General features: G+C 63.0%; 20 protein-coding genes and 1 riboswitch. Of the genes, 13 read left to right on the forward strand and 7 right to left on the reverse strand.

From position 1 onward, the window contains the following. Positions 1-137: riboswitch (cobalamin riboswitch) on the forward strand. This riboswitch is flagged as partial in the annotation. A gap of 95 nt (positions 138-232) precedes the next feature. The 4 genes from F6S12_RS11575 (at position 233) to cobM (ending at position 2,373) form a co-directional block, all read left to right on the forward strand. Then, the gene (locus tag F6S12_RS11575) at positions 233-421 is read left to right on the forward strand and encodes a CbtB-domain containing protein (RefSeq protein ID WP_011061932.1); all 189 of its coding nucleotides are present in this window, start codon (positions 233-235) and stop codon (positions 419-421) included. Between the two features lie 11 nt (positions 422-432). After that, a complete protein-coding gene (locus F6S12_RS11580; RefSeq protein WP_276495139.1) occupies positions 433-1,134 on the forward strand; it encodes a CbtA family protein in 702 nt (233 codons plus the stop codon). Then, complete coding sequence (locus F6S12_RS11585; protein ID WP_011061934.1) at positions 1,131-1,544, forward strand: cobalamin biosynthesis protein; 414 nt, start codon at positions 1,131-1,133, stop codon at positions 1,542-1,544. The genes F6S12_RS11580 and F6S12_RS11585 overlap by 4 nt, the downstream gene beginning before the upstream one ends. 82 nt (positions 1,545-1,626) lie before the next feature. Then, a complete protein-coding gene (gene cobM, locus F6S12_RS11590) occupies positions 1,627-2,373 on the forward strand; it encodes a precorrin-4 C(11)-methyltransferase (protein WP_053159292.1) in 747 nt (248 codons plus the stop codon). Between the two features lie 202 nt (positions 2,374-2,575). Here the strand turns inward: cobM and nfuA are convergent, their stop codons facing one another. Both nfuA and F6S12_RS11600 read right to left on the reverse strand, forming a co-directional pair. Beyond that, positions 2,576-3,160 (reverse strand): Fe-S biogenesis protein NfuA, encoded by a 585-nt coding sequence (nfuA, locus tag F6S12_RS11595; RefSeq protein WP_011061936.1) that lies wholly within the window; start codon positions 3,158-3,160, stop codon positions 2,576-2,578. A gap of 142 nt (positions 3,161-3,302) precedes the next feature. After that, entirely contained in the window at positions 3,303-5,594 is a 2,292-nt protein-coding gene (locus tag F6S12_RS11600) for a fatty acid cis/trans isomerase (protein WP_015636082.1), read from the reverse strand. Between the two features lie 154 nt (positions 5,595-5,748). On the opposite strand from F6S12_RS11600, the gene metH reads away from it, so the two are divergent. Beyond that, on the forward strand, positions 5,749-9,459 hold the full coding sequence (metH, locus tag F6S12_RS11605) for a methionine synthase (RefSeq protein WP_315868914.1): 3,711 nt from the start codon (positions 5,749-5,751) through the stop codon (positions 9,457-9,459). Between the two features lie 139 nt (positions 9,460-9,598). After that, positions 9,599-9,820, forward strand: a complete 222-nt coding sequence (locus F6S12_RS11610; protein WP_015636084.1) for a DUF2970 domain-containing protein — start codon at positions 9,599-9,601, stop codon at positions 9,818-9,820. 7 nt (positions 9,821-9,827) lie between these two features. On the opposite strand, the gene F6S12_RS11615 is transcribed toward F6S12_RS11610, so the two are convergent. Then, positions 9,828-10,913, reverse strand: a complete 1,086-nt coding sequence (locus F6S12_RS11615) for an ABC transporter substrate-binding protein (protein ID WP_161467270.1) — start codon at positions 10,911-10,913, stop codon at positions 9,828-9,830. Between the two features lie 596 nt (positions 10,914-11,509). Here F6S12_RS11615 and F6S12_RS11620 point away from each other — a divergent pair. Further along, the gene (locus tag F6S12_RS11620; RefSeq protein ID WP_011061941.1) at positions 11,510-13,168 is read left to right on the forward strand and encodes a nitrite/sulfite reductase; all 1,659 of its coding nucleotides are present in this window, start codon (positions 11,510-11,512) and stop codon (positions 13,166-13,168) included. Further along, positions 13,152-13,646 carry a DUF934 domain-containing protein gene (locus F6S12_RS11625; protein ID WP_011061942.1) on the forward strand — a complete coding sequence of 165 codons (495 nt, stop codon included), beginning with the start codon at positions 13,152-13,154 and terminating at the stop codon, positions 13,644-13,646. Before F6S12_RS11620 ends, F6S12_RS11625 begins: the two co-directional genes overlap by 17 nt. Before the next feature lie 201 nt (positions 13,647-13,847). Here F6S12_RS11625 and sohB read toward each other — a convergent pair whose 3' ends face one another. Continuing rightward, complete coding sequence (gene sohB / locus F6S12_RS11630) at positions 13,848-14,882, reverse strand: protease SohB (protein WP_053159294.1); 1,035 nt, start codon at positions 14,880-14,882, stop codon at positions 13,848-13,850. Between the two features lie 203 nt (positions 14,883-15,085). Here sohB and F6S12_RS11635 point away from each other — a divergent pair, with 203 nt between their 5' ends. The 3 genes from F6S12_RS11635 (at position 15,086) to F6S12_RS11645 (ending at position 18,142) form a co-directional block, all read left to right on the forward strand. Further along, positions 15,086-15,796, forward strand: coding sequence for a histidine phosphatase family protein (locus F6S12_RS11635; RefSeq protein ID WP_019094330.1), 711 nt, complete (start codon positions 15,086-15,088; stop codon positions 15,794-15,796). Between the two features lie 51 nt (positions 15,797-15,847). Beyond that, the gene (locus F6S12_RS11640; RefSeq protein ID WP_011061945.1) at positions 15,848-16,162 is read left to right on the forward strand and encodes an SCP2 sterol-binding domain-containing protein; all 315 of its coding nucleotides are present in this window, start codon (positions 15,848-15,850) and stop codon (positions 16,160-16,162) included. 261 nt (positions 16,163-16,423) lie between these two features. Further along, positions 16,424-18,142, forward strand: coding sequence for a hydrogenase maturation protein (locus tag F6S12_RS11645; protein ID WP_161467268.1), 1,719 nt, complete (start codon positions 16,424-16,426; stop codon positions 18,140-18,142). A gap of 48 nt (positions 18,143-18,190) precedes the next feature. Here the strand turns inward: F6S12_RS11645 and F6S12_RS11650 are convergent, their stop codons facing one another. Beyond that, positions 18,191-20,824, reverse strand: a complete 2,634-nt coding sequence (locus F6S12_RS11650; RefSeq protein WP_315868915.1) for an MGH1-like glycoside hydrolase domain-containing protein — start codon at positions 20,822-20,824, stop codon at positions 18,191-18,193. A 200-nt stretch (positions 20,825-21,024) separates the two neighbouring features. Between F6S12_RS11650 and F6S12_RS11655 the strand changes: the two genes are divergently transcribed. Together F6S12_RS11655 and F6S12_RS11660 are read left to right on the forward strand one after the other, a co-directional pair. After that, positions 21,025-21,300: a hypothetical protein gene (locus F6S12_RS11655; RefSeq protein WP_183001487.1), complete on the forward strand. Its 276-nt coding sequence runs from the start codon at positions 21,025-21,027 to the stop codon at positions 21,298-21,300. A gap of 349 nt (positions 21,301-21,649) precedes the next feature. Beyond that, a complete protein-coding gene (locus F6S12_RS11660) occupies positions 21,650-21,919 on the forward strand; it encodes a hypothetical protein (protein WP_161467265.1) in 270 nt (89 codons plus the stop codon). Between the two features lie 82 nt (positions 21,920-22,001). Here F6S12_RS11660 and F6S12_RS11665 read toward each other — a convergent pair whose 3' ends face one another. Further along, positions 22,002-22,370 (reverse strand): hypothetical protein, encoded by a 369-nt coding sequence (locus F6S12_RS11665; protein ID WP_161467264.1) that lies wholly within the window; start codon positions 22,368-22,370, stop codon positions 22,002-22,004. Between the two features lie 242 nt (positions 22,371-22,612). Then, positions 22,613-25,774 (reverse strand): DEAD/DEAH box helicase, encoded by a 3,162-nt coding sequence (locus F6S12_RS11670; RefSeq protein ID WP_315868916.1) that lies wholly within the window; start codon positions 25,772-25,774, stop codon positions 22,613-22,615. Positions 25,775-25,855: the final 81 nt, after the last annotated feature.

The raw sequence follows: 25,855 nt of genomic DNA on the forward strand, positions 1-25,855 counted from the left end.
GCTGCCCCCGCAACGGTAAGCGAGCGAAGTGTCAGATCCACTGTGCCAAGGCATGGGAAGGCGACACTTGCCGGCACGGCATGACACAGCCCTGCCCCTCGCAAGCCCGGAGACCGGCCCGCAACACTTACATAACAACCCGCGGTGGGCGGGCGCTGTTGCAAACCCTGCGTGGCCATCACGCGGGGTTTTCCTGCGCCTCTACCCCGCTGACACTCCAGAGGGAAGCGCCATGTCGATCATCAGCAGCACCAGCCACTCCGCCAGCACGACCTCCACCCTGAGCCAGCGCCTGGTGGCCGCCATCGGCGCCTCGATCCTCGGTGCGTGCCTGGTGTACTTCGCCGGTTTCTCCCACATCGAGGCGGTGCACAACGCGGCCCACGACACCCGCCACAGCGCCGCCTTCCCTTGCCATTGAGACCTGCCGACATGATCAAGCGTATCGCGCAAACCGCAGGTTTCACCGGCCTCTTGGCCGCCCTGCTGCTGACCCTGCTGCAAAGCTTCTGGGTCGCCCCGCTGATCCTGCAGGCGGAAACCTATGAAAAGGCCCCCGCGGCCGAAGCCCATGAGCACGCCGAAGGCGCCATGGCCGCCCACAGCCACGATGCCGAAGCCTGGGAGCCGGAAGACGGCTGGCAGCGCGTGCTGTCCACCACCGGCGGCAACCTGGTGGTGGCCGTGGGCTTCGCCCTGATGCTGGCCGGCCTCTACACCCTGCGCGCGCCGAACCGCACGTCCCAGGGGCTGCTCTGGGGCCTGGCCGGCTATGCCACCTTCTGCCTGGCGCCGACCCTGGGCCTGCCGCCGGAACTGCCGGGCACCGCCGCAGCCGACCTGGCACAGCGGCAGATCTGGTGGGTCGGCACCGCCGCCTCCACCGCTGTGGGCATTGCCCTGATCGTGTTCGCCCGCAACTGGCTGCTGAAGATCCTGGGCGCGGCCATCATCGCCGTACCCCACGTGATCGGCGCGCCGCAGCCGGAAGTGCATTCGATGCTGGCCCCGGAAGAACTGGAAGCGCAATTCAAGATCGCCTCGCAGCTGACCAATGCGGCCTTCTGGCTGGCCCTCGGGCTGATCAGCGCCTGGTTGTTCCGGCGCAAGAGCGCGGGCCAGTACTCGGCATGATCGAAGTGAGCGCAGCGCCGACCCTGGTGGTCGGCCTGGGCTGCCAGAAAGGCTGCCCGGTGACCACGCTGCGCGCCTTGCTCGACCAGGTCCTGGCGGCGCACCAGTGGCAAGCCCGGCAGGTCCTGGCCCTGGCCAGCATCGACCTCAAGCGCAACGAACCCGGCCTGCTGCAACTGGCGGAGCAACTGGAACTGCCGCTGACCTGTTTCAGCAGCGGCCAGCTCGCCCCCTTTGCCCTGCGCCTGAGCCACCGCTCGCAAATCGCCTTCGAACGTACCGGCTGCTACGGCGTGGCCGAAAGTGCCGCCCTGGCCCTGGCCGAACAGCTGTCACCCGGCCCGGCCACACTGCTTGTTCCCCGGCAAAAATACGCCCAGGCCACCCTGGCATTGGTCGCCGCCCGGTAGAATCCCCGATAATCCCCGCCTTCGATCATGAGCAATCTTCATCTGAAGCACGGCTCCCGACCTTTTTTCACAGGACACAGCCATGACTGTCTATTTCATCGGCGCCGGCCCCGGCGACCCGGAACTGATCACCGTCAAGGGCCAGCGCCTGATCCATCGTTGCCCGGTGATCATCTACGCCGGCTCCCTGGTCCCCCAGGCAGTGCTCGACGGGCACCGCGCGGAGCGGGTGATCAATAGCGCCGAACTGCACCTGGAGCAGATCATCGAGGCCATCAAGCAGGCCCATGCCCGGGGCCAGGACGTGGCCCGGGTGCATTCCGGCGACCCGAGCCTGTATGGCGCCATCGGCGAGCAGATCCGCTGCCTGCGGGAGCTGGGCATCCCCTTCGAGATCATCCCCGGGGTCACCGCCACCGCCGCCTGCGCTGCCCTGCTGGGGGCCGAACTGACCCTGCCGGACGTCTCCCAAAGCGTGATTCTTACCCGCTACGCGGACAAGACCGCGATGCCTGTCGGCGAGGATTTCGCCAGCCTGGCGGCCCACGGCGCCACCATGGCCATCCACCTGGGGGTCAATCACCTATCGAAGATCGTTGCCGAGTTGCTGCCCCACTACGGCGCAGACTGCCCGATTGCAGTGGTGCACCGCGCCACCTGGCCGGATCAGGACTGGGTACTGGGGACCCTGGCCGACATTGCCGACCAGGTCGCGGCCAAGGGCTTCCGGCGCACGGCGCTGATCCTGGTGGGCCGGGTACTGGCCACGGATGCATTCAGCGAATCGTCGCTGTACCGCGCCGGGCACGCACACCTCTATCGCCCCTGACACACACCCTGTGTAGGAGCTGGCTTGCCAGCGAAGGCGATCTTGGCATCGTGCAAGGCTTGAGGGCCCATTCGCCGGCAAGCCGGCTCCTACGAGGTGGGAGTTCCTATGTTGCCGCGCTGGACGCTTTGTAGGAGCCGGCTTGGGGGCATAAAAAAACGGCGCTCACGGGGCGCCGTTTTTTCAAGTCGCAGCGAACGCCTTAGTAGTAGGCGTTTTCTTTCTGCGTGTGGTCGGTGACGTCACGTACGCCCTTGAGCTCCGGAATGCGCTCGAGCAGGGTGCGCTCGATGCCTTCCTTCAAGGTCACGTCGGCCTGGCCGCAGCCCTGGCAACCGCCGCCGAACTGCAACACGGCAATGCCGTCCTCGACCACGTCGATCAGGCTGACCTGGCCGCCGTGGCTGGCCAGCCCCGGGTTGATCTCGGTTTGCAGGTAGTAGTTGATGCGCTCGTTGACCGGGCTGTCGGCATTGACCATCGGCACCTTGGCGTTGGGCGCCTTGATGGTCAGCTGGCCGCCCATGCGGTCGGTGGCGTAGTCGACCACCGCATCATCGAGGAAACCTTCGCTGAAGGCGTCGATGTAGGCGGTGAAGCTTTTCAGGCCCAGGGCCTTGTCTTCGGGTTTCTCTTCGCCCGGCTTGCAATAGGCGATGCAGGTCTCGGCGTACTGAGTCCCTGGCTGGGTGATGAAGATGCGGATGCCAATCCCCGGGGTGTTCTGCTTGGATAGCAGATCAGCCAGATAATCGTGGGCGGCGTCGGTAATGGTTATGGCGCTCATGGTGGTTCCTCGCAGACGTGGGCGCAGTTTACGCCAATCCAAGCCGCTGACAAAGTCCTAGTATTTTTGTCGGGATAGACTTTGGTATAGAGCGTCCCCGGGCCGCGCCAAGGCGCAGTCCGGGGGCGATGACAGCTCTATGTCAGAGGTTTTCGTAACGGTTCATGTCCAGGACCCCGGCTTCCACCGGGTCGGTTTCCTGCAGGTAGCGGGTCTGGTCATGGAAGTACTGCCAGAACTGCGGATGGCTGCGGCGGATGCCCCAGCGCTCGACGATCCTCTCGAAGCTGGCGGCGTCCCGGGCCGCCTGCATGGCGTCGACGAACTCCGGCACTTGCCCGGCCGGTACGTTGAACATGAAGTTCGGATAGCTGCTGAGAATCCCCGGGAATATGGTCAGGGTGTCCAGCCCCGGCTGATAGCGCAGCGACTCGCCGAGCATGAAGGCCACGTTACTGTGGGCGCGGTTGCGCAGCATGCTGTAGAACTCGCGCTTGCCGCTGGCGGTCTGGACACGCAGCAGGGTCGCTTCCGGCAACTGTTCGATGACCTTGAGGCCCGCCGCCGGGCGCGATGCCAGGCGGCTCAGGGCCTGCTCGGCATCCTGCAGCGCCGGGTCGATGTTCGGGCGTGAGCAGTAGGCGCTGTCACAGCGGTTGATCGGATCCGGCTTGGCGTTGAGGTCGCCATAGCGGGCCAGCAACTGGTTGGCGAAGTCCTTTTTCGGGTCCTTGAGGTCGAGCTTCAGCGCGCTGCGCTTGTCGTCGTCGATGGACTCGTAATCCAGCCACATCTTGAACTTGCCGCTGTTCTGGTACCAATCGTCGAGGAAATCCTCGCGGGTGCCGGCGGGCATCAGGCGCAGGAAGTTCTGCTCCGCGCCATTGCGGATCAGGTCGAAGTACAACCGGGTCTGGGCCTGGTGGGAGACGTTGCCGAACACGTCGAAGTTCACCGCCAATTGATAGTAGGTGCGCTCCAGCAGCGGGTAGTCGAACAGCCACATCGTCTGTGGCACTTCGCCGATCAGGCCCTTGGTCACCGAGGCGCTGTCGAAGTGGCGGAAGATGCTCAGCAGCGCGTTGTCGTTGCCGGCCCACAGGGTCGACCAGCTGGGCGCCGGCGAATCGGCATAGGAATCGCGGCGCAGGGCCTCGTACTCGTTGCGCTTGTCGCGATAGGCCAGCCACAGGCTGAGCACGCTGCCGACGTCGTCGTTCTGCCCGGGCATGGCCAGCAACGGCGTGGCCTGGCCGCGATAGGCCGGGTCGGTGATGTACAGGTCATGTTCGGGGGCCTGGAACAGCGCCCAGAAGTTGTCGCGGATCACGTCGGTGGCGATCTGCCCGCGGCACACCGGGCCACGGATAAAGGTGCGCACGAAGTATTCGGCGTTATCCAGCATGAACTGGTAGCGGGCCTTGGCCGGAATCGCCTCGAAGGTCTCGAACGGGTTGGCCCGGCGCGCCGGCCCGTAGCCCGGCAGGGCCGTGACCTGCCAGTCGCCGCTGTAGAACAGGGACTTGACCCGGGCCATCTTCGCCGCGCTCAGCGGGTAGGTGATATGGGTCTTGTGCACGATCACCCCTTGCACCGGCCACAGGCGGTAGTACACCTGGGTGCCCGGGTCGTCGTTGGGGCGACGGGTGTTGATCAGGTCGATGGGCTGGCCACTGGGGGTACGGGAACGCACCCACTGGAAGAAATGCCCCGGCTCGCCGCCTTCAAAATAGAGATGGGCGAGGAACAAGTGTTCGTAGAGCCAGCGCGCCACCAGGCTCTCGCGGGCGCCAGGGGCGTTGAGCAGGTTTTCCCACTGAGCCACTTGCAGGCTTTCCCGGGCACTGGGGGCCAGGCCTTGCTCGTCGATGGGCGCGCCCGAGGCCAGCCAGCGTTGCAGGGTCAGGTATTGCTGATCGGTCAGGCCGGTGACCGCCAGGGGCATGCCTTCCTTGGGGTGAGCCCCGGCATAGGCGTCGAACTCCGCCGGCTGCGGGCACATGTTCTCGCGGCTCAGGCCCAGGGCGATCTCGCTGGGCAACTTGGCGTTGGGTTGCAGCGGGGTGCGATGGCCCAGTTCCAGCATGCGCGCCATCAGCGCCGCCTGGCTGCCCTGGGCGTCAAGCACCGAATAGAAGCCCTTCTGCTGCCAGGCACGCTGGCCAGTGGCGTCATAGAACAGCCGCGTAGGCGCTTGGGCCTTGCTGCGCTCGCCGTCGTACACCGGAATCTTCGAAGCACCGCGGCTGGCCCCTTCGCCACTGCCCAGGTTGAGCTGACAGGCGGAGTCGTAACAGGCATGACAGGCCACGCATTTCTCGGTAAAGATCGGCTGGATGTCGCGGGTATAGGAAATCGCCGGCGCCGGACCTTGTGCCAGGCACACTGAACTCAGAAGCAGCAGCGCGCTGCTGACGATAAAACGAAACGGCATGTCCCTGGTCCCGAAAGAAAAAAACGCCGCGATTCTACCGGTCTCACCCCTCGACCAACATGAGCGATATTCATGCAAAAACCACGCATGCCGCAAAACCATGCAGGTTTGCTATGATCGCCGCCCTTCGCAATGGCCTTACCAGGTAGTTCTCATGTCCGATCGCAGTGCTCGCCTCCACGCTCTCCAGCAAGCCCTCAAAGAGCGCATTCTGATTCTCGATGGCGGCATGGGCACCATGATCCAGAGCTACAAGCTCGAAGAACAGGACTACCGTGGCAAGCGTTTCGCCGACTGGCCCAGCGACGTCAAGGGCAACAACGACCTGTTGGTGATTACCCGTCCGGACGTGATCGGTGGCATCGAAAAAGCCTATCTGGATGCCGGCGCCGACATCCTGGAAACCAACACCTTCAACGCCACGCGCATTTCCATGGCCGATTACGGCATGGAAGAACTGGCCTACGAATTAAACGTAGAGGGCGCACGCCTGGCGCGCAAGATCGCCGACGCCAAGACCCTCGAGACCCCGGACAAGCCACGTTTCGTCGCAGGCGTCCTCGGCCCGACCAGCCGCACCTGCTCGCTGTCGCCGGACGTCAACAACCCCGGCTACCGCAACGTCACCTTCGATGAACTGGTGGAAAACTACACCGAGGCCACCAAGGGCCTGATCGAAGGCGGTGCCGACCTGATCCTGATCGAGACCATCTTCGACACCTTGAACGCCAAGGCCGCGATCTTCGCCGTGCAGGGCGTGTTCGAGGAGTTGGGCTTCGAACTGCCGATCATGATTTCCGGGACCATCACCGATGCTTCCGGGCGCACCCTCTCCGGCCAGACCACCGAAGCCTTCTGGAACTCCGTGGCCCACGCCAAGCCGATCTCGGTGGGCCTGAACTGCGCCCTGGGCGCCAGCGAGCTGCGCCCCTATCTGGAAGAGCTGTCGAACAAGGCCAGCACCCACGTCTCGGCGCACCCCAACGCCGGCCTGCCGAACGAGTTCGGCGAGTACGACGAGTTGCCGGAACAAACCGCCAAGGTCATCGAAGAGTTCGCCCAGAGCGGCTTCCTCAACATCGTCGGCGGCTGCTGCGGCACCACCCCGGGGCATATCGGCGCCATCGCCAAGGCCGTGGCCGGTTATGCCCCACGACAGATCCCGGACATCCCCAAGGCCTGCCGCCTGTCGGGCCTGGAGCCCTTCACCATCGATCGCAACTCGCTGTTCGTGAACGTCGGCGAGCGCACCAACATCACCGGCTCGGCCAAGTTCGCCCGGCTGATCCGCGAGGACAACTACACCGAAGCCCTGGAAGTCGCCCTGCAGCAGGTGGAAGCCGGCGCCCAGGTGATCGACATCAACATGGACGAGGGGATGCTGGATTCGAAGAAGGCCATGGTCACCTTCCTCAATCTGATCGCCGGGGAGCCGGACATCTCCCGCGTGCCGATCATGATCGACTCTTCCAAGTGGGAGGTGATCGAGGCCGGCCTCAAGTGCATCCAGGGCAAGGGCATCGTCAACTCCATCAGCATGAAGGAAGGCGTCGAGCAGTTCATTCACCACGCCAGGCTGTGCAAGCGCTACGGCGCCGCCGTGGTGGTGATGGCCTTCGACGAGGTCGGCCAGGCCGATACCGAGGTGCGCAAGAAGGAAATCTGCAAGCGCTCCTACGACATCCTGGTCAATGAAGTGGGCTTCCCACCGGAAGACATCATCTTCGACCCGAACATCTTCGCCGTGGCCACCGGCATCGAGGAACACAACAACTACGCCGTTGATTTCATCAACGCCTGCGCCTACATCCGCGACGAGCTGCCCTATGCCCTGAGCTCCGGCGGTGTGTCCAACGTGTCGTTCTCGTTCCGCGGCAACAACCCGGTGCGCGAGGCGATCCACTCGGTGTTCCTGCTGTACGCGATCCGCAACGGCCTGACCATGGGCATCGTCAACGCCGGCCAGCTGGAGATCTACGACCAGATCCCGCAACAGCTGCGCGACGCCGTGGAAGATGTGGTGCTCAACCGCACGCCCAACGGCACCGACGCGCTGCTGGCCATCGCCGACCAGTTCAAGGGCGACGGTAGCGTCAAGGAAGCGGAAACCGAGGAATGGCGCGGCTGGGAAGTCAACAAGCGCCTGGAACACGCGCTGGTCAAGGGCATCACCACCCATATCGTCGAAGACACCGAAGAGTCGCGCCAGAGCTTCAGCCGCCCGATCGAGGTGATCGAAGGCCCGCTGATGTCCGGCATGAACGTGGTCGGCGACCTGTTCGGCGCCGGCAAGATGTTCCTGCCCCAGGTGGTTAAATCCGCCCGGGTCATGAAACAGGCGGTGGCCCACCTGATTCCCTTCATCGAGCTGGAAAAAGGCGACAAGCCGGAAGCCAAGGGCAAGATCCTCATGGCCACGGTCAAGGGCGACGTGCACGACATCGGCAAGAACATCGTCGGCGTGGTCCTGGGCTGCAACGGCTACGACATCGTCGACCTCGGGGTGATGGTGCCGGCGGAGAAGATCCTGCAGGTGGCCAAGGAGCAGAAGTGCGACATCATTGGCCTGTCCGGGCTGATCACCCCGTCCCTGGACGAGATGGTCCACGTCGCCCGCGAGATGCAGCGCCAGGATTTCCACCTGCCGCTGATGATCGGTGGCGCCACCACCTCCAAGGCCCACACCGCGGTGAAGATCGAGCCCAAGTACAGCAATGACGCGGTGGTCTACGTCACCGACGCCTCCCGCGCGGTGGGCGTGGCCACCCAGCTGCTGTCCAAGGAGCTCAAGGCCGGCTTCGTGCAGAAGACCCGCGAGGAATACGTGGAAGTGCGCGAGCGCACCGCCAACCGCAGCGCCCGCACCGAGCGCCTGAGCTACCCGGCGGCCATCGCCAAGAAGCCGCAGTTCGACTGGAGCAGCTACCAGCCGGTCAAACCGACCTTCACCGGCGCCCGGGTGCTGGACAACATCGACCTCAAGGTGCTGGCCGAATACATCGACTGGACGCCGTTCTTCATCTCCTGGGACCTGGCCGGCAAGTTCCCGCGCATCCTCGAAGACGAAGTGGTGGGCGAAGCTGCCACCGCGCTGTACAAGGACGCCCGGGAGATGCTCGACAAGCTGATCAACGAAAAGCTGATCAGCGCCCGCGCCGTATTCGGCTTCTGGCCGGCCAACCAGGTGCAGGACGACGACCTGGAAGTCTACGGCGATGACGGCCAGCCCCTGGCGCGCCTGCACCACCTGCGCCAGCAGATCATCAAGACCGATGGCAAGCCGAACTTCTCCCTGGCCGACTTCGTCGCGCCCAAGGACAGCGGCGTCACCGACTACGTCGGCGGCTTCATCACCACCGCCGGAATCGGCGCCGAAGAAGTGGCCAAGGCCTACCAGGATGCCGGCGACGACTACAACTCGATCATGGTCAAGGCCCTGGCCGACCGCCTGGCCGAAGCCTGCGCCGAGTGGCTGCACCAGCAGGTGCGCAAGGAGTACTGGGGTTATGCCAAGGACGAACAACTGGACAACGAGGCGCTGATCAAGGAGCAGTACAGCGGTATCCGCCCTGCCCCGGGCTACCCGGCCTGCCCGGACCACACCGAGAAGAGCACCCTGTTCGCCCTGCTCGACCCCGAGGCCAGCGAAGGCCGTGCCGGCCGTAGCGGCGTGTTCCTTACCGAGCACTTCGCCATGTTCCCGGCGGCCGCCGTCAGCGGCTGGTACTTCGCTCACCCGCAGGCGCAGTACTTCGCCGTGGGCAAGGTCGACCAGGACCAGGTCCAGAGCTACACCGAACGCAAGGGCCAGGACCTGGCCGTGAGCGAACGCTGGCTGGCACCGAACCTGGGCTACGACAACTGACCCAGACGCGGTAGGAGCCGGCTTGCCGGCGAAGGCGGTCCCCGGGGCCTCTTCGCTGGCAAGCCCATTCCTGCAACCGCCCGCCACCCCGGGCGGCATTGTCTATGCTCTGTTGACACCCAATCGTGTCGAGGGATTTATGGACGATCCAAGCAAGGACAATCAGCCTCCGACCTTCCTGCAGATGCTGCAAAGCGTGCTGGCCGCCGCCTTCGGCGTACAGAGCGGGAAGAACCGCGCCCGCGACTTCAGCCATGGCAAGCCCAGCCACTTCATCGTGCTGGGCATTCTGTTCACCACCCTGTTTGTTCTGGTGCTGCTGGGCATCGCCAACCTGGCGATGCACCTGGCGGGGGTCTGAAGCGGCGTCAGCGCAGCAACAGCTGCAAACCGAAGGGATAGCGGTAGCTGTCCGGCTTGCTTTGGGCGGACAGCCCGCGAAAATCGACCCTGGTGCCCACCTGATCCCCCAGGCGCAGCAACTGCCGGGCCTGGGCCGGGGTCAATGCCTGGAACAGCGACAGCTGCCAATCCGGCCCGCCCAGGCGCCGGGCGTCCAGCCCCAGGGCATCATCGTGCAACGCCACCAGGGCCCAGCCCCCCAGGGTGAAGTGCCCCGCCTCCAGCACCGACAACTTGCCGTCGATCAGGGCCTGCAAGGCCTCGGGCGAACTGTTGACTCCACTGAACAGCAGATCCGTTCCCGGCTTGCGGCCCAGTTCCCGGGCCGCTTGCATGGCCCCCAGGGCCATTTCGTCATTGGCCGACCAGACCAGTTGGGTTTTCGGGTAGCGCTTGAGCAACTGTTGCGCCTGGCGGTAGGCGCGCTCCCGGTTCCATTCGCCATAGACCAACTGACGCAAATGCACCTGCGGATGTTCGGCCAGGGCCCGGCGCAAGCCGCGCTCGCGCAACTGCGCCGCAGGTGTGACCTTGAGCCCGGAAAATGCAAGGAGTTCGATGCCGTGCCCTGCCGGGACCGGCCCAAGCTTGTGCAGCAGCTCCTTGAGCATGCGGTAGCCGGCTTCCTCATCGTCGCCCACCATGCTGCCGATCCAGTCCGAATAGTTCTGCCGGCTCTGCCCGATCAGTTCCCGCTGGTCCAGGGTCAAAGGGCTGTTGACGATAAACAGCTTGGTCCCGGAGCCCTGGGACAGACGCAGGATCTGCGGAGCCACGTACTGTTCGTTCACCAGCATCAGGTAATCGGGTTTGTCGCGGCCCTGGAACAGCTCCCGGGCCTGCTGCAGAGTGCTCTGCGGATCGCGCTCGGCATAGAGGATGCGCAGGTCAAGCCCCAGGTCCCGGGCCGCGGCCTGCATGAACTGCGAATAACTGACCCAGAAGGTCTCCGTGGAATTGCCGGGATTGAGAAACACCACCGATGTGGCATGAGCGACCGCCCAGAACGGCAGACTCAGGCACAACAGCCACTTGCACAGACGCTTGAACATTACGAGAAGAGCCCCAGAATTTCGCCCAGGCAGTATAACTGGCAAAGTGCTGGCCAACGGCGGCAAATTGTCATGATTGTCCGACAATTCAGGCTCTTTTTTATCGCTCGACTACTGGTGACTGACCCAGAACACGGCCGTACCCACGACCAGTATGATCAGAAAGAGAATGGCCCAAGCATCAACGCTACTGTCACTTTTCCTTACTTTGGTTGGATGGCTCATAGCATCGCCTCTAGTAGATTTTGTCGGTGACTGCTCAAAGACTCGTCCACAGTTAAGACCAGGATTGCCCCTACCACAAATGGGGTTACTCTCACGCCCCTACCGTTAGTCGTTTTGGTTCTGTGCATATACTCAAACATCACTTTTGCGCATAACCGCAAACTGGTATCGTTCGGCGGCTCCGTTGGGAGTGCGCGGCCGTGCGCGCAGATTTGCTTACATGGGTGGCGTGAAGCGTGAACGAAGGCAAGACGAGGTGAGACCGGCGAAAACCGCGCTGGACGCCAGTCCGAGCAGCGTACCGAAGCCGTTCACCGCAGTATTTGCCAAGTGCGCTTGAGCGCCGCCTGTAGCCTGAGAACTGGACCTATATGTACGTATACGACGAGTACGATCAGCGGATCATCGAGGACCGCGTCAAGCAGTTCCGTGATCAGACCCGACGCTATCTGGCAGGCGAGCTGAGCGAAGAAGAATTCCGCCCCCTGCGCCTGCAGAATGGCCTTTATATCCAACGTTTTGCCCCGATGCTGCGGGTCGCCGTGCCTTACGGCCAACTGACCTCGCGCCAAGCGCGGATGATGGCCAAGATTGCCCGCGACTACGACAAGGGCTACGCGCACATCAGTACCCGGCAGAACGTGCAGTTCAACTGGCCGGCCCTGGAAGACATCCCGGACATCCTCGCCGAACTGGCCACCGTGCAGATGCACGCGATCCAGACCAGCGGCAACTGCCTGCGCAACGTCACCACCGACCAGTTCGCCGGTGTCGCCGCCGACGAGCTGATCGACCCGCGCCCCTGGTGCGAGATCGTCCGCCAGTGGACCACCTTCCACCCGGAATTTGCCTACCTGCCGCGCAAGTTCAAGATCGCCATCAACGGCTCGACCTCTGACCGCGCGGCCATCGAAGTCCATGACATCGGCCTTGAGCCTGTGTACAACGCCGCCGGTGAGCTGGGTTTCCGCGTGCTGGTGGGTGGCGGCCTGGGCCGTACCCCGGTGGTCGGTGCCTTCATCAACGAGTTCCTGCCCTGGCAGGACCTGCTGAGCTACCTCGACGCCATCCTGCGGGTCTACAACCGCTACGGCCGGCGTGACAACAAGTACAAGGCGCGGATCAAGATCCTGGTCAAGGCCCTGACCCCTGAAGTGTTCGCCGAGAAGGTCGAGGCCGAGATGGCCCACCTGCGTGGCGGCCAGACCACCCTGACCGATGCCGAAGTGCATCGCGTGGCCAAGCACTTCGTCGACCCGGACTACAAGACCCTGAGCAACCAGGACGCCGAACTGGCCGCCCTGGACCAGCAGCACCCGGGCTTTGCCCGCTGGCGCACGCGCAACACCCTGGCCCACAAGAAGCCGGGCTACGTGGCCGTGACCCTGTCGCTCAAGCCCACCGGTGTAGCGCCGGGAGACGTTACCGACAAGCAGTTCGACGCCATCGCCGACCTGGCCGACCGTTACAGTTTCGGCCAGCTGCGCACCTCCCACGAGCAGAACATCATTCTCGCCGACGTCGAGCAGAGCCAACTGTTCACCCTGTGGGGCGAGTTGCGGGAGAACGGCTTCGCCACGCCGAACATCGGCCTCTTGACCGACATCATCTGCTGCCCGGGCGGCGACTTCTGCTCCCTGGCCAACGCCAAGTCGATCCCGATCGCCGAATCCATCCAGCGCCGTTTCGACGACCTGGACTACCTGTTCGACATCGGCGAACTGGACCTGAACATCTCCGGTTGCATGAACGCCTGCGGCCACCACCACGTGGGCCACATCGGCATCCTCGGGGTGGACAAGAAAGGCGAGGAGTTCTACCAGGTGTCCCTGGGTGGCAGCGCCAGCCGCGACGCCAGCCTGGGCAAGATCCTCGGCCCGTCCTTCGCCCAGGACGACATGCCCGACGTGATCTCGAAGCTGATCGACGTGTACGTGGAACAACGTACCGAAGACGAACGCTTCATCGACACCTATCAACGTATTGGCATCGACCTCTTCAAGGAGCGCGTCTATGCAGCGAATCATTAAGAACAACGAGGTCATCGACGAAACCTGGCACCTGCTGCCCAAGGACGCGACCCTCGACGGCATTTCCAACTGCGACGACCTGATCGTGCCACTGGCCCTGTGGCGCGAGCATGCTCACGCCCTCAAGGCCCGCGATGGCGGCCTGGGTGTATGGCTGGATGCGGACGAAGAAGCCGAGGAAATCGGTGACGACGTCGAGCAGTTCCAGGTGATTGCCCTGAACTTCCCGGCCTTCACCGATGGCCGCAACTACTCCAACGCCCGCCTGCTGCGTGACCGCTACGGCTACAAGGGCGAGTTGCGAGCGATTGGCGACGTGTTGCGCGACCAGCTGTTCTACCTGCACCGCTGCGGCTTCGACGCCTATGCACTGCGGGCCGACAAGGACCCCTACGAAGCCTTGGAAAGCCTCAAGGACTTCTCGGTGACCTACCAGGCCGCCACCGACGAACCGCTGCCGCTGTTCCGTCGCCGCTAAGCCCTGGCGCCAACAAAAAGCCCTGAACCGGGAAACCGGTTCAGGGCTTTTTTGTGCAGACCTGCCACTCTCACCGTAGGAGCCGGCTTGCCGGCGAAGAGGCCCTCGGGCCTTGTGCAAAGCTTGCAACCGCCTTCGCTGGCAAGCCAGCTCCTACAAAGCCAGCTCCTACAAAAAGCCAGCGCCTACAAGGCCGGGGGGTTACCAGAAGCGCTGTTGGGTCAGGCGGCTCCACCAGGTCAGCAACACGCGATCGATGGAACCACTGGCCGCCAAGCCTACGCGCTCCTGCAGGCTCTTACGCTCGGCATAGTGCAGGTGGAAAACCTCGGCATTCTTGGCCTTGTCGGCCAGGTACTCATCGCTGGTCTGCAGCTCGTCCACCAGCAGTTTTTCCTGCGCCGCCACGCCCAGCCAGACTTCACCAGTGGCCACTTCATCAATGGCCAATTGCGGGCGATAGCGGGACACAAAGTTCTTGAACAGTTGATGGGTCACGTCCAGGTCTTCCTGGAACTTCTCCCGGCCCTTCTCGGTGTTTTCACCAAATACCGTCAGGGTGCGCTTGTACTCACCGGCGGTGAGCACTTCAAAATCGATGTCGTGCTTCTTCAGCAGGCGGTTGACGTTGGGCAACTGGGCCACCACGCCAATGGAACCGAGGATGGCGAACGGCGCGCTGATAATCTTTTCACCGATGCAGGCCATCATGTAGCCGCCGCTGGCCGCTACCTTGTCGATGCACACCGTCAGCGGCACGCCAGCCTGGCGGATACGCGCCAGCTGCGACGAAGCCAGCCCGTAGCTGTGGACCATGCCGCCACCGCTCTCCAGGCGCAGCACCACTTCATCCTTGGGCGTTGCCAGGCTCAGCAGGGCAGTGATTTCATGGCGCAGCCCTTCGGTGGCCGAAGCCTTGATGTCGCCATTGAAGTCCAGCACGAAGACCCGGGGCTTGGCCTCGGCCGGCTGTTTCTTGTGCTTCTTCTGGCTCTTTTCGCTCTTGCTCTTGGCCTTGCGCAGGGCCTTGAGCTGATCCTTGTCCAGCAGGCTCTGCTCCAGGCGCTCGCGCAGTTCCTTGTAGAAATCATTCAGCTTGCTGACCTGCAACTGCCCCACACCCTTGCGCCGCCCCTTGCTGCGCAGCGCAGCGGCGGTGATCAGCACCACCAGGATGGCGACCACCAGGGTCACGGTCTTGGCCAGGAAACTGGCATATTCGGCGATAAACTCCACAGGGACTCCTCAAACATGGACCGCTGCCAACGAGCGGCGTAATGGGCTAAAGCATACCGGCGCGACTGGTCGGCCACCAGTCGGGAAACCTTGTGTAACCAAGCTCCAACAATCATTTCAAACAAGCGTATGTTTTTTCATTGACAGCTCACCGGCATCCTCATAACCTCGCAAAACTTTCAACGTACCGGGATGACGCGGACGTGGGCAGCATCTACTTGATTCGACATGGCCAGGCCTCCTTCGGTGCAGACGACTACGACGTGCTGTCGGCCACTGGCGTGCGCCAGGCGGCGGTGCTCGGCGAACACCTGGCAGCGCTGGGCATCGGCTTCGATCGCTGCCTGTCCGGCGATCTGCGGCGCCAGCAGCACACCGCCCAGGCCGCTCTGGAACAGATGAGCGCCGCAGGCTTTGACAGCCCGGCCCTGGAAATAGATTCCGCCTTCAACGAATTCGATGCCGACGCCATCATCCGCGCCCTGCTGCCCGACCTGCTGCCCCAGGAACCCGAAGCCCTGAACATCCTGCGCAACGCCGCGCAGAACCGCGGTGAGTTCCAGCGCATCTTCGCCCTGATCATCCAGCGCTGGCTGGCCGGCACCTACGACCCGCCGGGCCTGGAAAGCTGGCTGGGTTTTGTCGAACGCGTCCAGGGCGGCCTGCAACGGATTCTCGAAGCAGCCAACAACCAGCAGAAGATCGCCGTGTTCACCTCCGGCGGCACCATAACCGCCCTGCTCCACCTGATTACCCGGATGCCCGCCCAGCAGGCTTTCGAACTCAATTGGCAAATCGTCAACACCTCGCTCAACCAGCTGAAGTTCCGCGGTCGCGAGGTGTCCCTGGCTTCCTTCAACGGTCATGCCCATCTGCAACTGTTGAAGGCCCCGGAGCTCATCACCTTCCGTTGAGCCCGGCTTACTGTGACCCTTGCTGTAACCACCCCATAAAAGGATCGAACCATGACCTCCGTAGCTGACGCCGTACAAGCCATGCAAGCCAAGTTCAACCCAGCTGCCGCTGCCGGCCTGGACCTGGTTTTCGGTTTCCGCATCGATGACTCCAAGCACTTCTCGCTGGTCGTCAAGGACAGCACCTGCGAACTCAAGGAAGGCGAGAACCCGGACGCCCAGGTCACCCTGGTGATGGACGGCGAGACCCTGGACGGCATCGTCAGCGGCGAGACCGACGGCATGCAAGCCTTCATGGGCGGCAAGCTGCGCGCCGAAGGCGACATGATGCTGGCCATGAAACTGAGCGAGCTGTTCCCAGCCTAAGACCGCGCAAGGTCCGGCTGTACCCGAATCCCGCCCCTGTGGCGGGATTCGTCGTTTCTGGCTGCCGCAACCGCTCTGGCCCGTGCCTTTGCCCTGAATCAATACCGCTGGGCGGCTGGCATTTCAGGCGAGACGCTTGATTGATCTCGGTCAGTTCCCACCCCGCAACGCCCCTCTACTCTTGCGCCTTCCATCGCGGCCAGGGACGGCTCAGCCGGAGCCACCTGCCATACCGCCATCACTCACGGAAGAGTCTGCATTATGCGATCACTGAAGATCATCCTGCTGTCTACCGCCTTCAACGGCCTGACCCAACGCGCCTGGCTCGACCTGCGCCAGGCCGGCCACCGCCCCAGCGTGGTGCTGTTCACCAGCGAAGAAGAGGTCTGCCGGCAGATCGAAGAGGCCGAGGCCGACCTGGTGATCTGCCCGTTCCTCAAGGACCGGGTCCCCCAGCAACTGTGGAGCCATCCCAAGCGCCCGGTGGTGATCATCCACCCGGGTATCGTCGGCGACCGTGGGGCCAGCGCCCTGGACTGGGCCATCAGCAAGGAACTCAAGCGCTGGGGCGTCACCGCGTTGCAGGCGGTGGAAGAAATGGACGCCGGGCCGATCTGGTCGACCCACGAATTCAACCTGCCCGCCGGGCTGCGCAAGTCCGAGCTGTACAACGGCCTGGTGAGCGACGCGGCGATTCACTGTATCCGCGACGTGGTGGAGAAATTCCGCAACGGCTACACCCCCCAGCCCCTGGACTACGACAAACCCTCGGTCCTCGGGCGCCTGCAACCGAACATGAAGCAATCCGACCGCACCTTCAGCTGGCACGACAGCGCGCAATTCATCAAGCGCAGCATCGACGCCGCCGACGGCCAGCCCGGCGTCCTGGCCAGCCTCGCCGGCGGTCAGTACTACGTCTACGACGCCCACCTGGATTCACGTACCGGCATGCCCGGGCAACTGCTGGCGGTGCACGACGATGCAGTGCTGGTGGCCTGCGGCGATCACAGCCTGTGGATCGGCTACCTGCGCCTCAAGCCCCAGCCCGGCGAGGAAACCTTCAAACGCCCCGCCCGCCACGTACTCGGCGAACGCCTGGCCGACGTGCCGGTGCTGGACTGGTCAGTGTCCAGCAGCCCGTTCAGCACCGAAGCCTACCAACCGATCCGCTACCGCGAGTCCGGCAGGGTCGGCGAGTTGACCTTCGAGTTCTACAACGGCGCCATGAGCACTGAGCAATGCCAGCGCCTGGTCAGCGCCCTGCGCTGGGCCAAGGCCCGGGACACCCAGGTGCTGCTGGTGCGTGGCGGCCGCGGCGCCTTCAGCAACGGCGTGCACCTCAACGTGATCCAGGCCGCCGAAGTACCGGGCCTGGAAGCCTGGGCCAATATCCAGGCCATCGACGACGTCTGCCTGGAACTGCTCACCGCCCGCCAACTGGTGGTCAGCGGCCTGACCGGCAATGCCGGCGCCGGCGGCCTGATGCTGGCCCTGGCCGCGGACGTGGTCCTGGCCCGCGCCGACACCGTGTACAACCCCCACTACAAGAGCATGGGCCTGTACGGCTCCGAGTACTGGACCTACAGCCTGCCCCGCGCCGTCGGCCAGGCCATGGCCAAGCAGTTGACCGAAGCCTGCCTGCCCATCAGCGCGCTCCAGGCCCTGCAGATGGGCATGGTGCAGGAGATCGGCCCGCGCTGCCCGGACGAGTTCGGCCTGTGGCTGCTGCAACGGGCCAACGGCGTTCTCAACGACCCGCGCTACCAGCACCTGCGCCAGCGCAAGCTGGATGCCGACCCGCAACTGATGCAGCACTGCCGCAACGCCGAGCTGGAAGATATGCACATGGACATGGTGCAGAACCGCAAGGGCTTCGCCGAGAAGTGCAGCAACTTCGTCTACAAGCGCAAGACCTGCTGCACCCCGGAGCGGCTGATCGAAGCCTGGGCCAAACCCCAGGACATCGCCCTGGTGGGCTGACCCAAAGCCTCCCCCCTGAACCGTCGCCCGGCTCGCCGGGTGACAACTTCAGCGCTGTGGCTGCAACAGCAACGCCACCAGCGCCGTCCAGCCGGTCTGGTGGCTAGCCCCCAGGCCGCGCCCGGTTTCGCCATGGAAGTATTCATGGAACAGCACCAGCTCGCGGTCCTCGGCCTCCACCTGCAACTGCGGGTAGCCGCTCATGGACGGCCTGCACCCATCCTCGTCCAGCAGAAACAGTCGCGTCAGGCGCTGGCTCAAGCCGTCGGCCACTTCCTCCAGGGACGCCAGATACCCGGAGCCCCGCGGGTACTCCACCGAGAAGTTGACGTCGTAATAGCGGTGAAACTCGCGCAGCGATTCGATCAGCATGTAGTTGATCGGCATCCACAGCGGCCCGCGCCAGTTGGAGTTGCCGCCGTACAACCGTGAATCGGACTCCGCCGGCTCATAGCGGGCGCACAACTGCTTGCCGTCCACCTGCATGGCGAACGGCTGCTCGAAGGCCTTGGACAGGGAGCGGATACCGAAGTCCGAGAGGAACTCGCTTTCATCGAGCATGCGCTTGAGCAGGTCCTTGGTGCGTTCACCCCGCAACAGCGCCAAGAGCATGCGGTTGCCCTTGCCCGGCTCGTACCAGCGCGACACCAGGCTCGCGAGGTCCGGACGATGATGCAAAAAACCCAGCAGACGTTGAGCCAGTCCCGGCAGGTTCTGGTGCTCGTGCTGCTCCAGCACCTGCACCGCGAACAGCGGCATCAGGCCGACAATGGAGCGCAGGCGCAGGGGTTCGTTGTCGCCGTCGGGCCGGTGCAGCACGTCGTAGAAGAACTGGTCCTGTTCGTCCCACAGCCCCTCGGCGCTTTCATCCACGCGGTTGATGGCCCCGGCGATATACAGGAAGTGCTCGAAGAACTTCACCGCAATGTCCACGTACACCCCATTGCGCTTGGCCAGTTCCAGGGCGATGCGCATCAGGTCCAGGGCATAGGCCGCGACCCAGGCCGTGCCATCGGCCTGATCCAGGGCAAAACCTTCGGGCAAGGCGGCGGAGCGGTCGAACAGGGCGATATTGTCCAGGCCGAGGAAGCCGCCCTGGAACAGGTTGCGGCCTTCTGCGTCCTTGCGGTTGACCCACCAGGAAAAATTCAGCAGCAGCTTGTGGAAGATGCGTTCGAGAAAATCCAGGTCACCGACGCCAGTCAGGGACTTTTCCTGCTGGTAGACCCGCCAGCAGGCCCAGGCGTGCACCGGCGGATTGGCGTCGTCAAAACGCCACTCGTACGCGGGCAACTGGCCGTTGGGATGCATGAAGCGATCCTTCACCAGCAGCAATAACTGCTGCTTGGCAAAGCCGGGATCGATCAGGGCAAAGGCTACCGCCTGGAAACCCAAGTCCCAGGAGGCATACCAGGGGTACTCCCAGGTGTCGGGCATGGAGACGATGTCGCAGTTGGACAGATGGCGCCAATGGGTGTTGCGCAGATGCTCGCGTTCACTAGGGGGCACCGGCTGGCCGGGATCACCATCAAGCCACTGGTTGACGTCGAAGTAGTACAGCTGCTTGGACCACAGCAACCCCGCCAGGGCCTGGCGCTGGACATTGCGCGCGTCGCTACTGGCGATACCTTGCTGCAACGCCCCGTAGAACTCATCGGCCTCGCGCCGGCGCTGCTCGAACAGGCGGCGGGCGCTGACCGGTTCGCTACCGGCCGGGGCAAAGCGCAGGAACAGGCGCTTGCTCTCGCCGCCCGCCAGATCCAGGACGAAGTGCGCCGCCACCCGGGTGCCGCCATCGAAACTCACCGCACTGGCCTGTCCATCCACCAGGTAGTCGTTGAAACCATCCTTGAACGGCCCGGGTGACGCCAGCCCGTCCAGCTTGGGGAAATTGCTGTCGTTGTTGCAGAACAGCCACTGGCAGGGCTCGGCCCCCCAGGCGGTGATCTGCCGCTCGGGCAGTTGCCCATGCCGCGCCAGCACCTTGTCGCCCTCCAGGCGCAGGCTCGGCCGCGGTGCGTCGCCGCCCCAGCTCCAGGTGTTGCGCGCCCAGACCTGGGGCAGCACCCGCAGCCGCGCCGGCTGGTGGAAGCGGTTGTGCACGGTGATGAGCATGAAAATGTCATCGGCCGTGTGCTTGGCGTATTCCACCGTCACATCGAAGTAGCGGTTGTCCTCGAAGACCCCGGTATCGAGGATCTCGTACTCGGTGTCGTTCAGGCCGCGACGGGCGTTTTCCGCCACCAGGTCGGCATAGGGGAAAGCCGCCTGGGGGTACTTGTAGAGCATGCGCATATAGGCATGGCTGGGCACGCCATCGAGGTAGAAATACAGCTCCTTGACGTCCTCGCCATGGTTGCCCTCGGCGTTGTTCAGGCCGAACAGGCGCTCCTTGAGAATGCTGTCGTGTTCATTCCACAGCGCCAGCCCCAGGCACCAGTGCTGGGCCTTGTCGGAAAACCCGGCCAGCCCGTCCTCGCCCCAGCGGTAGGCGCGGCTGCGGGCATGTTCGTGGGGAAAGTAGCTCCAGGCATCGCCATCGGCGCTGTAATCCTCGCGCACCGTGCCCCACTGCCGTTCACTCAGGTACGGCCCCCACTGGCGCCAGAGCTCGGCGTCGCTGCCTTGCAGGCGCCGGCCCTCAACCGTATCGAGAATGCTGGTGGTGGATTTTGCCGGCATGGGGGAGTGTCCTTGACCATGGAGGTGACTTGCAGTGTAGGAGCAGCCCGTCTCGCTGCCCCGTGACAAATGTTTCACGGTACGAAGGCCCGAGGTGCCTAAAAACCCACGAGGCATCCGGGCCAGAGCCATTACGGCTAAATTTTTCACCCCTGGCTCGTTATAATCGGCAACCCTTTTATGGCAATGCGGATTCAATGATGTTCAGTTGCAAAGCGTTTTTCCCGGGCGCACTGCTCGCGGCAGCCTTCTCGACCCTGGCTGAAGGCCTTGACCTGAGCTACCCGCAGCCCCCGTTACCGGCCACCCCCATCCAGACCCCGGCGCCCCAGAGCGACATGCCCACCTTCAAACTGCAATTCAAGCCAGGCATCAGCTACGAGCACCATTGCAGCGGCCAATGCACCTACGAAACCAATATCGACCAGCTGCACGACCGCGAAGCCCGCCATAGTGCACGCGTCGGCTTCGACTGAGCCCCGCCATTGAACCTGTGGCGCGCTTGATCCACACTCCCGCTCCTGAGTCCTACAGCAAACTCAGAAAGTCCTGTCGTGCCAGTGCCTTGTTCCGTTTTGGGGTAAATGCCTATAGTCCTGGGTCGTCCTGATGACGAACGGGTTTGGCGACCCGATGACCGTGTGCGAGAGCCCTGTGCTTGCTTGCAGGGCTTTTCGCATCCGTAACGCTGCCTATATGGCGGCTGTACGCGGGAGACCTTCGGGTCTGCCGGCTCCCCGGTCCCGGTTCGCCAACCTGCGTACAGCTGCCACCTTTCGTTTGGCGACGATCCAGTGGCGCTCTTAACCGACCGAGGCGTTACTTATGAACAGATACATGCCGATCACCGGCCACGACTGCACCATCCCTTCCATGCTGATCGATACCCAGGCCCCTGCCGACGTGCTGTACGAAGCGGCCGCCTATCGCATCCGCGCCGTCACTCAACTGCTGGAAAACTTCGCCGCCCGCCCCGACATCCCCGGCGATGCCGTGGTGCTGCAAGAGTTGGCATTGGTTTGCGCCATTCCGCTGCGCGATGGCTGTGACGTGCTGGATGTACTGGACCGCGAGCTGCACGCGCAGCCACGCTGAACCGGTAGGAGCCGGCTTGCCGGCGAAGAGGCCCATGAGCCTTGTGCAAAGCTTGAGGCCGCCTTCGCGGGCAAGCCCGTTCCTACAACGATCGGTTGGAGTAGTACCGATAGAGGTCTTCGTCCGGCCAAACCTCTTCGTAAGCACTGATAAGTCCCGCCAAGGCATGACTGCGAGGATTGATGGAGGGCTGGTAAAGCGCCAAGGCGAAGCACTTGACTTCCTCCCATTGCAGCTCTCGCATGCAGAACTCCACAACCTCCAAGGGCGTAACGCGAGAAGACAGCATGATCTTGAATTTCTCTACAAACAGATCCCGGGCCTGCGGATAAGACTTCACCAGCTTCAGGATATCCAGCAAACGCGACTCGAAGTGCGTGTCGCCCGTCTCGTCATAGGACAAAGCGGCCAGTGCACAGAGCTGGTCGAAGGTATCACTGATGCTAGTCATTGCTGTTCTGCACCATCCCTGAATCCGCTTGAATACCTGTCACGATGAAGCGCACAACTTGAGATGAAACGCCGCGCCGGCTTGCTGGCGAAAAAGGTCCGCGAACCTTGTACAGAAAAGCCGTCTTCGCTGACAAGCCAGTACTTGCATAAGGAAGCGTTGAGCGAGGATGTTTACTGCCTCGCCCTTGGCAACAGCACACAGGTACTGATTATTCTAGCGACATCAGCTGACATGACCTGTCAGGACGGAGCCGCAGCCATGGCCTCACTCGCTGGGTGTTGCACTTGCGCCCGGGATAACAGGTCCCGGGCCACTTCGAAATACTGTCGATCCCCCCACAGGTTCTGGTCCCCCAGGATGTAAAGGTGTTTTTTCGCCCGGGTGACGGCGACGTTCAGCAAGTTCGGAGTGGAGCAAGCCCAATCAATCGCCCCCATGCGCGTGGAATCACACCCCAGCACAAAGAAAACGATATCGGCCTCCTTGCCTTGAAAGGTGTGGACCGTGCCAATGCAACTGCTGACCCACCCTGCCAGATTGGCGGGAGGCGGCACCTCGGCGCCCAGAACTCGCCTCCAGGCCGCAGCATTGCCCAACAGACTGACCAGCCCCGCCTTGACCTCGCGGAACGGGGTGATGACAAACACCGGCGGCAGCAGCGCCCCACCGTCCCTCAGAGCCGCCTGGTAAAGCTTTGCCAGCTCGCGCAGCAATCGTTGCCCTTGGGCTTCGATGTACTTCGTACCGTCCGCCGACTCCCCCGACACACTCCACCAGGCACTGGCACCCAATAACGGATGGGCAACGATGCCGGAATCCTTGGCATGGCGCATGCGCTGGGCGTAGGCGATGCGGTTGGAAATCTCGAACATCGGGTTGTCACAGCGGCGGTGCATGACCAGCGGAATACCGATGAATTTTTCAGCGTCCAGAGGATGCCGTACACCCTGTCCATAGCCACGGTCGGCGAAGGTCTGCACCGAGTGGCTGTCGATCGCGTAACGCGAGCGCGAATCACCGAGCCAGTGCCGGCCCAAGGTATCGAGCAGACGGGTCGATTGCGTCACCACAGGCTCGATCTGCAAGGGGTCGCCCACCACTACAACGCGCTTGGCGCGCATGATGGCACCAACGGCCGCTTGCGGCGGGGCCTGACCGGCTTCGTCGATGATCAGCCAACCCAGGTCTTCAGCTTCAAGGCCGGCAAACTGCGCACGAATCGAGGCGAAAGTACTCGACACCACCGGGGTCAACATAAACAGCCACTGCCATAAGGCACGCCTGGCGGGCAACAGCGGTGGACGCTCAAGCATGGCGCTCAGTGCGAACACCAGATCAGGGCTCGCGACTTCAAGAAAGAACGCTTCGTGCAAGGTCATCGCGGCAACGAACAAGTCGCTGCGGGCTTCATTGAAAGCAGCCCCCTGCCAGAAGGCGTGCTGCTGATTCGCCTGACTGTCCAAAGGCGCACCGTCCCACAGGTAGACGCCGCATTCCTGGATCAACCCCGGCAGGTCCCGTAGTTCACTCTCGAAAGCGCGCGCAAGCTCCAGATCATCACTAGCAGACCCCCATTGCTGATAGAGCGGTTTGCGAAACCACTGGGCCAGCCAGCGCCACCATGCGGGGCCAAGCTTGCGTTCCAGGGTATTTTTTTTGGCCTCCAGACGCTCCAGCAGACGCTGCGTGCCCTCGATCAGTGACGCCAGGTGCTGCGGGCTCAGCCTCGGTGCAGCCGGCCATAACGCCTGGACCGCGGGAAACGCCTGCTGCAAGCGCTCATACAATGCACACAGAACCTGCAGCCGCTGACGCTGTTCATCATGGATTTTACGCGCCTTCAGGTAGCGCTCCTTGGCAACCTTGAAACCGAGCTGTCGATGACGGGTGCTGGACTTGAAATGCCAGTACGTCATGGCGCCGACCTTTTCCCAACTGCCGAGGTCGACCTTGCTCTTGGCAATAAACGTGTCACCCGGTTTATCCGCAGGCGTTGCGGCGCGATTGCCAAAAATGTCGCGTAACCGCCGGCGGTTGCTTTTTCTGCCCAGTGCCGCCGCGACCAAGCCCCAGACTGGCTCGGGGGTTTTCCAGGGTTTGTCGCCCTGACAACCGGCGTAGCGAGTCGCGACCTCCTGAAAATAACTCAGGTGCTGGACGCGCGCGGCGTCGATGCCCTTGAGCTGAGGCAACTCCAGGGACAGATTTTCCACGGCGCCGTTATTGGTAGAGGCCACGAGCATCTCGAAGCCGGTCAGCGTTTCAGATAACAGCGGAATCCGATAACTCTTCTTGCTGAAAACCGCATCGATCACTTGATCACTGAGGCCATCCTTGGCCACCGTCAGTTGTGCCAGCGCATCCGCCCTTCCGACCACCAAATCGGCGATCAAGTCACGCAGCAAGGTGGTTTTTCCGGTGCCTGGTGGGCCGTTGACCGCAAGGATCTCACCCTCGTCCATCGCTCCCATGGTGTTCAGCGCAAACTGCTGCATCAGTGATTGCACGTGCTGGCTTGCAGCAGGCCAGCGCCCGCCAATGCCATTTTCCGGGCGCAACGTGCGGTTTATTGCCTGTTGCCCGGACTCGCTATCCAGGTCCAGCTTCTGCGGGTCGAGTGTCGACAGATACGCCCGCAAAGCACGCGCAGGCCGCTCGCTGCTCAAGAGACGTTTGGCCTGGACAAGGTCATGCAGGTAGAAGCTGTTGAGGATCACCAATTCATCAGCAGGCGCCATCGGCTCAGGGCTGTCAGTTGATACTTCGTCAGGCTGAACCGAAACCGCACCGTTGCGAGGCTTGGCGATCGGCCAAATATCCATGTAGGCCAGGTCGGTCTGTGGCAGGGTCCATCCGGCCCATTGCTCCAGGTGCTTGAGCACTTGGGGCAACTGTTTCGCGCCCAGGCGCTTGTCTGCCCATTGCGACTGTTCATCAGCCAGGACGCGTTTGAGTTCACGTACGCTCTCATCGAAAGTCACGGCACACAAGGCACCGATATCGCCGCTGGCCAACCGGCCTAGCGCCCACGGCAAGGCCGAAACACTCAGGCTCTCAAAGTTGGGTTCACCGTTGGGACCCAGGGTCAATTTGGCGTAACAGGTAAGGCCGGTTGCTGCCATCTCGCCATCGCGCACCTTGGCCACTTCACTGATCGAAGGGCTGTCGACATAGTCTTCGATCATTCGCGTGACATGAGTGACATCGAAGGGCAGCAAATAGAGCACGCGACGGTGCCCCAGGTATTTATCCCAGAGCCCACTGGCTAACCAGGTCTCGGTCAGCCGCTCGACACTGCGTGATTTACGCGCGGCGTCCAGGGGCTGATCCAGGTCGTATGCATTGAAGAATTCGACGCTGTGCCAGAAGTCCAGCACCTGCTCGTGATCGGTCATCGTCATGATGAGAAAGAAATCCTTTAGAAATTCCAGCTCGAAAATACAGTGATGGCAAAGCGCTGTCTAACGCAGCCGCCGGCTCCA

The organism is Pseudomonas sp. JV245A (assembly GCF_032424515.1).
Taxonomy (GTDB): domain Bacteria; phylum Pseudomonadota; class Gammaproteobacteria; order Pseudomonadales; family Pseudomonadaceae; genus Aquipseudomonas; species Aquipseudomonas protegens.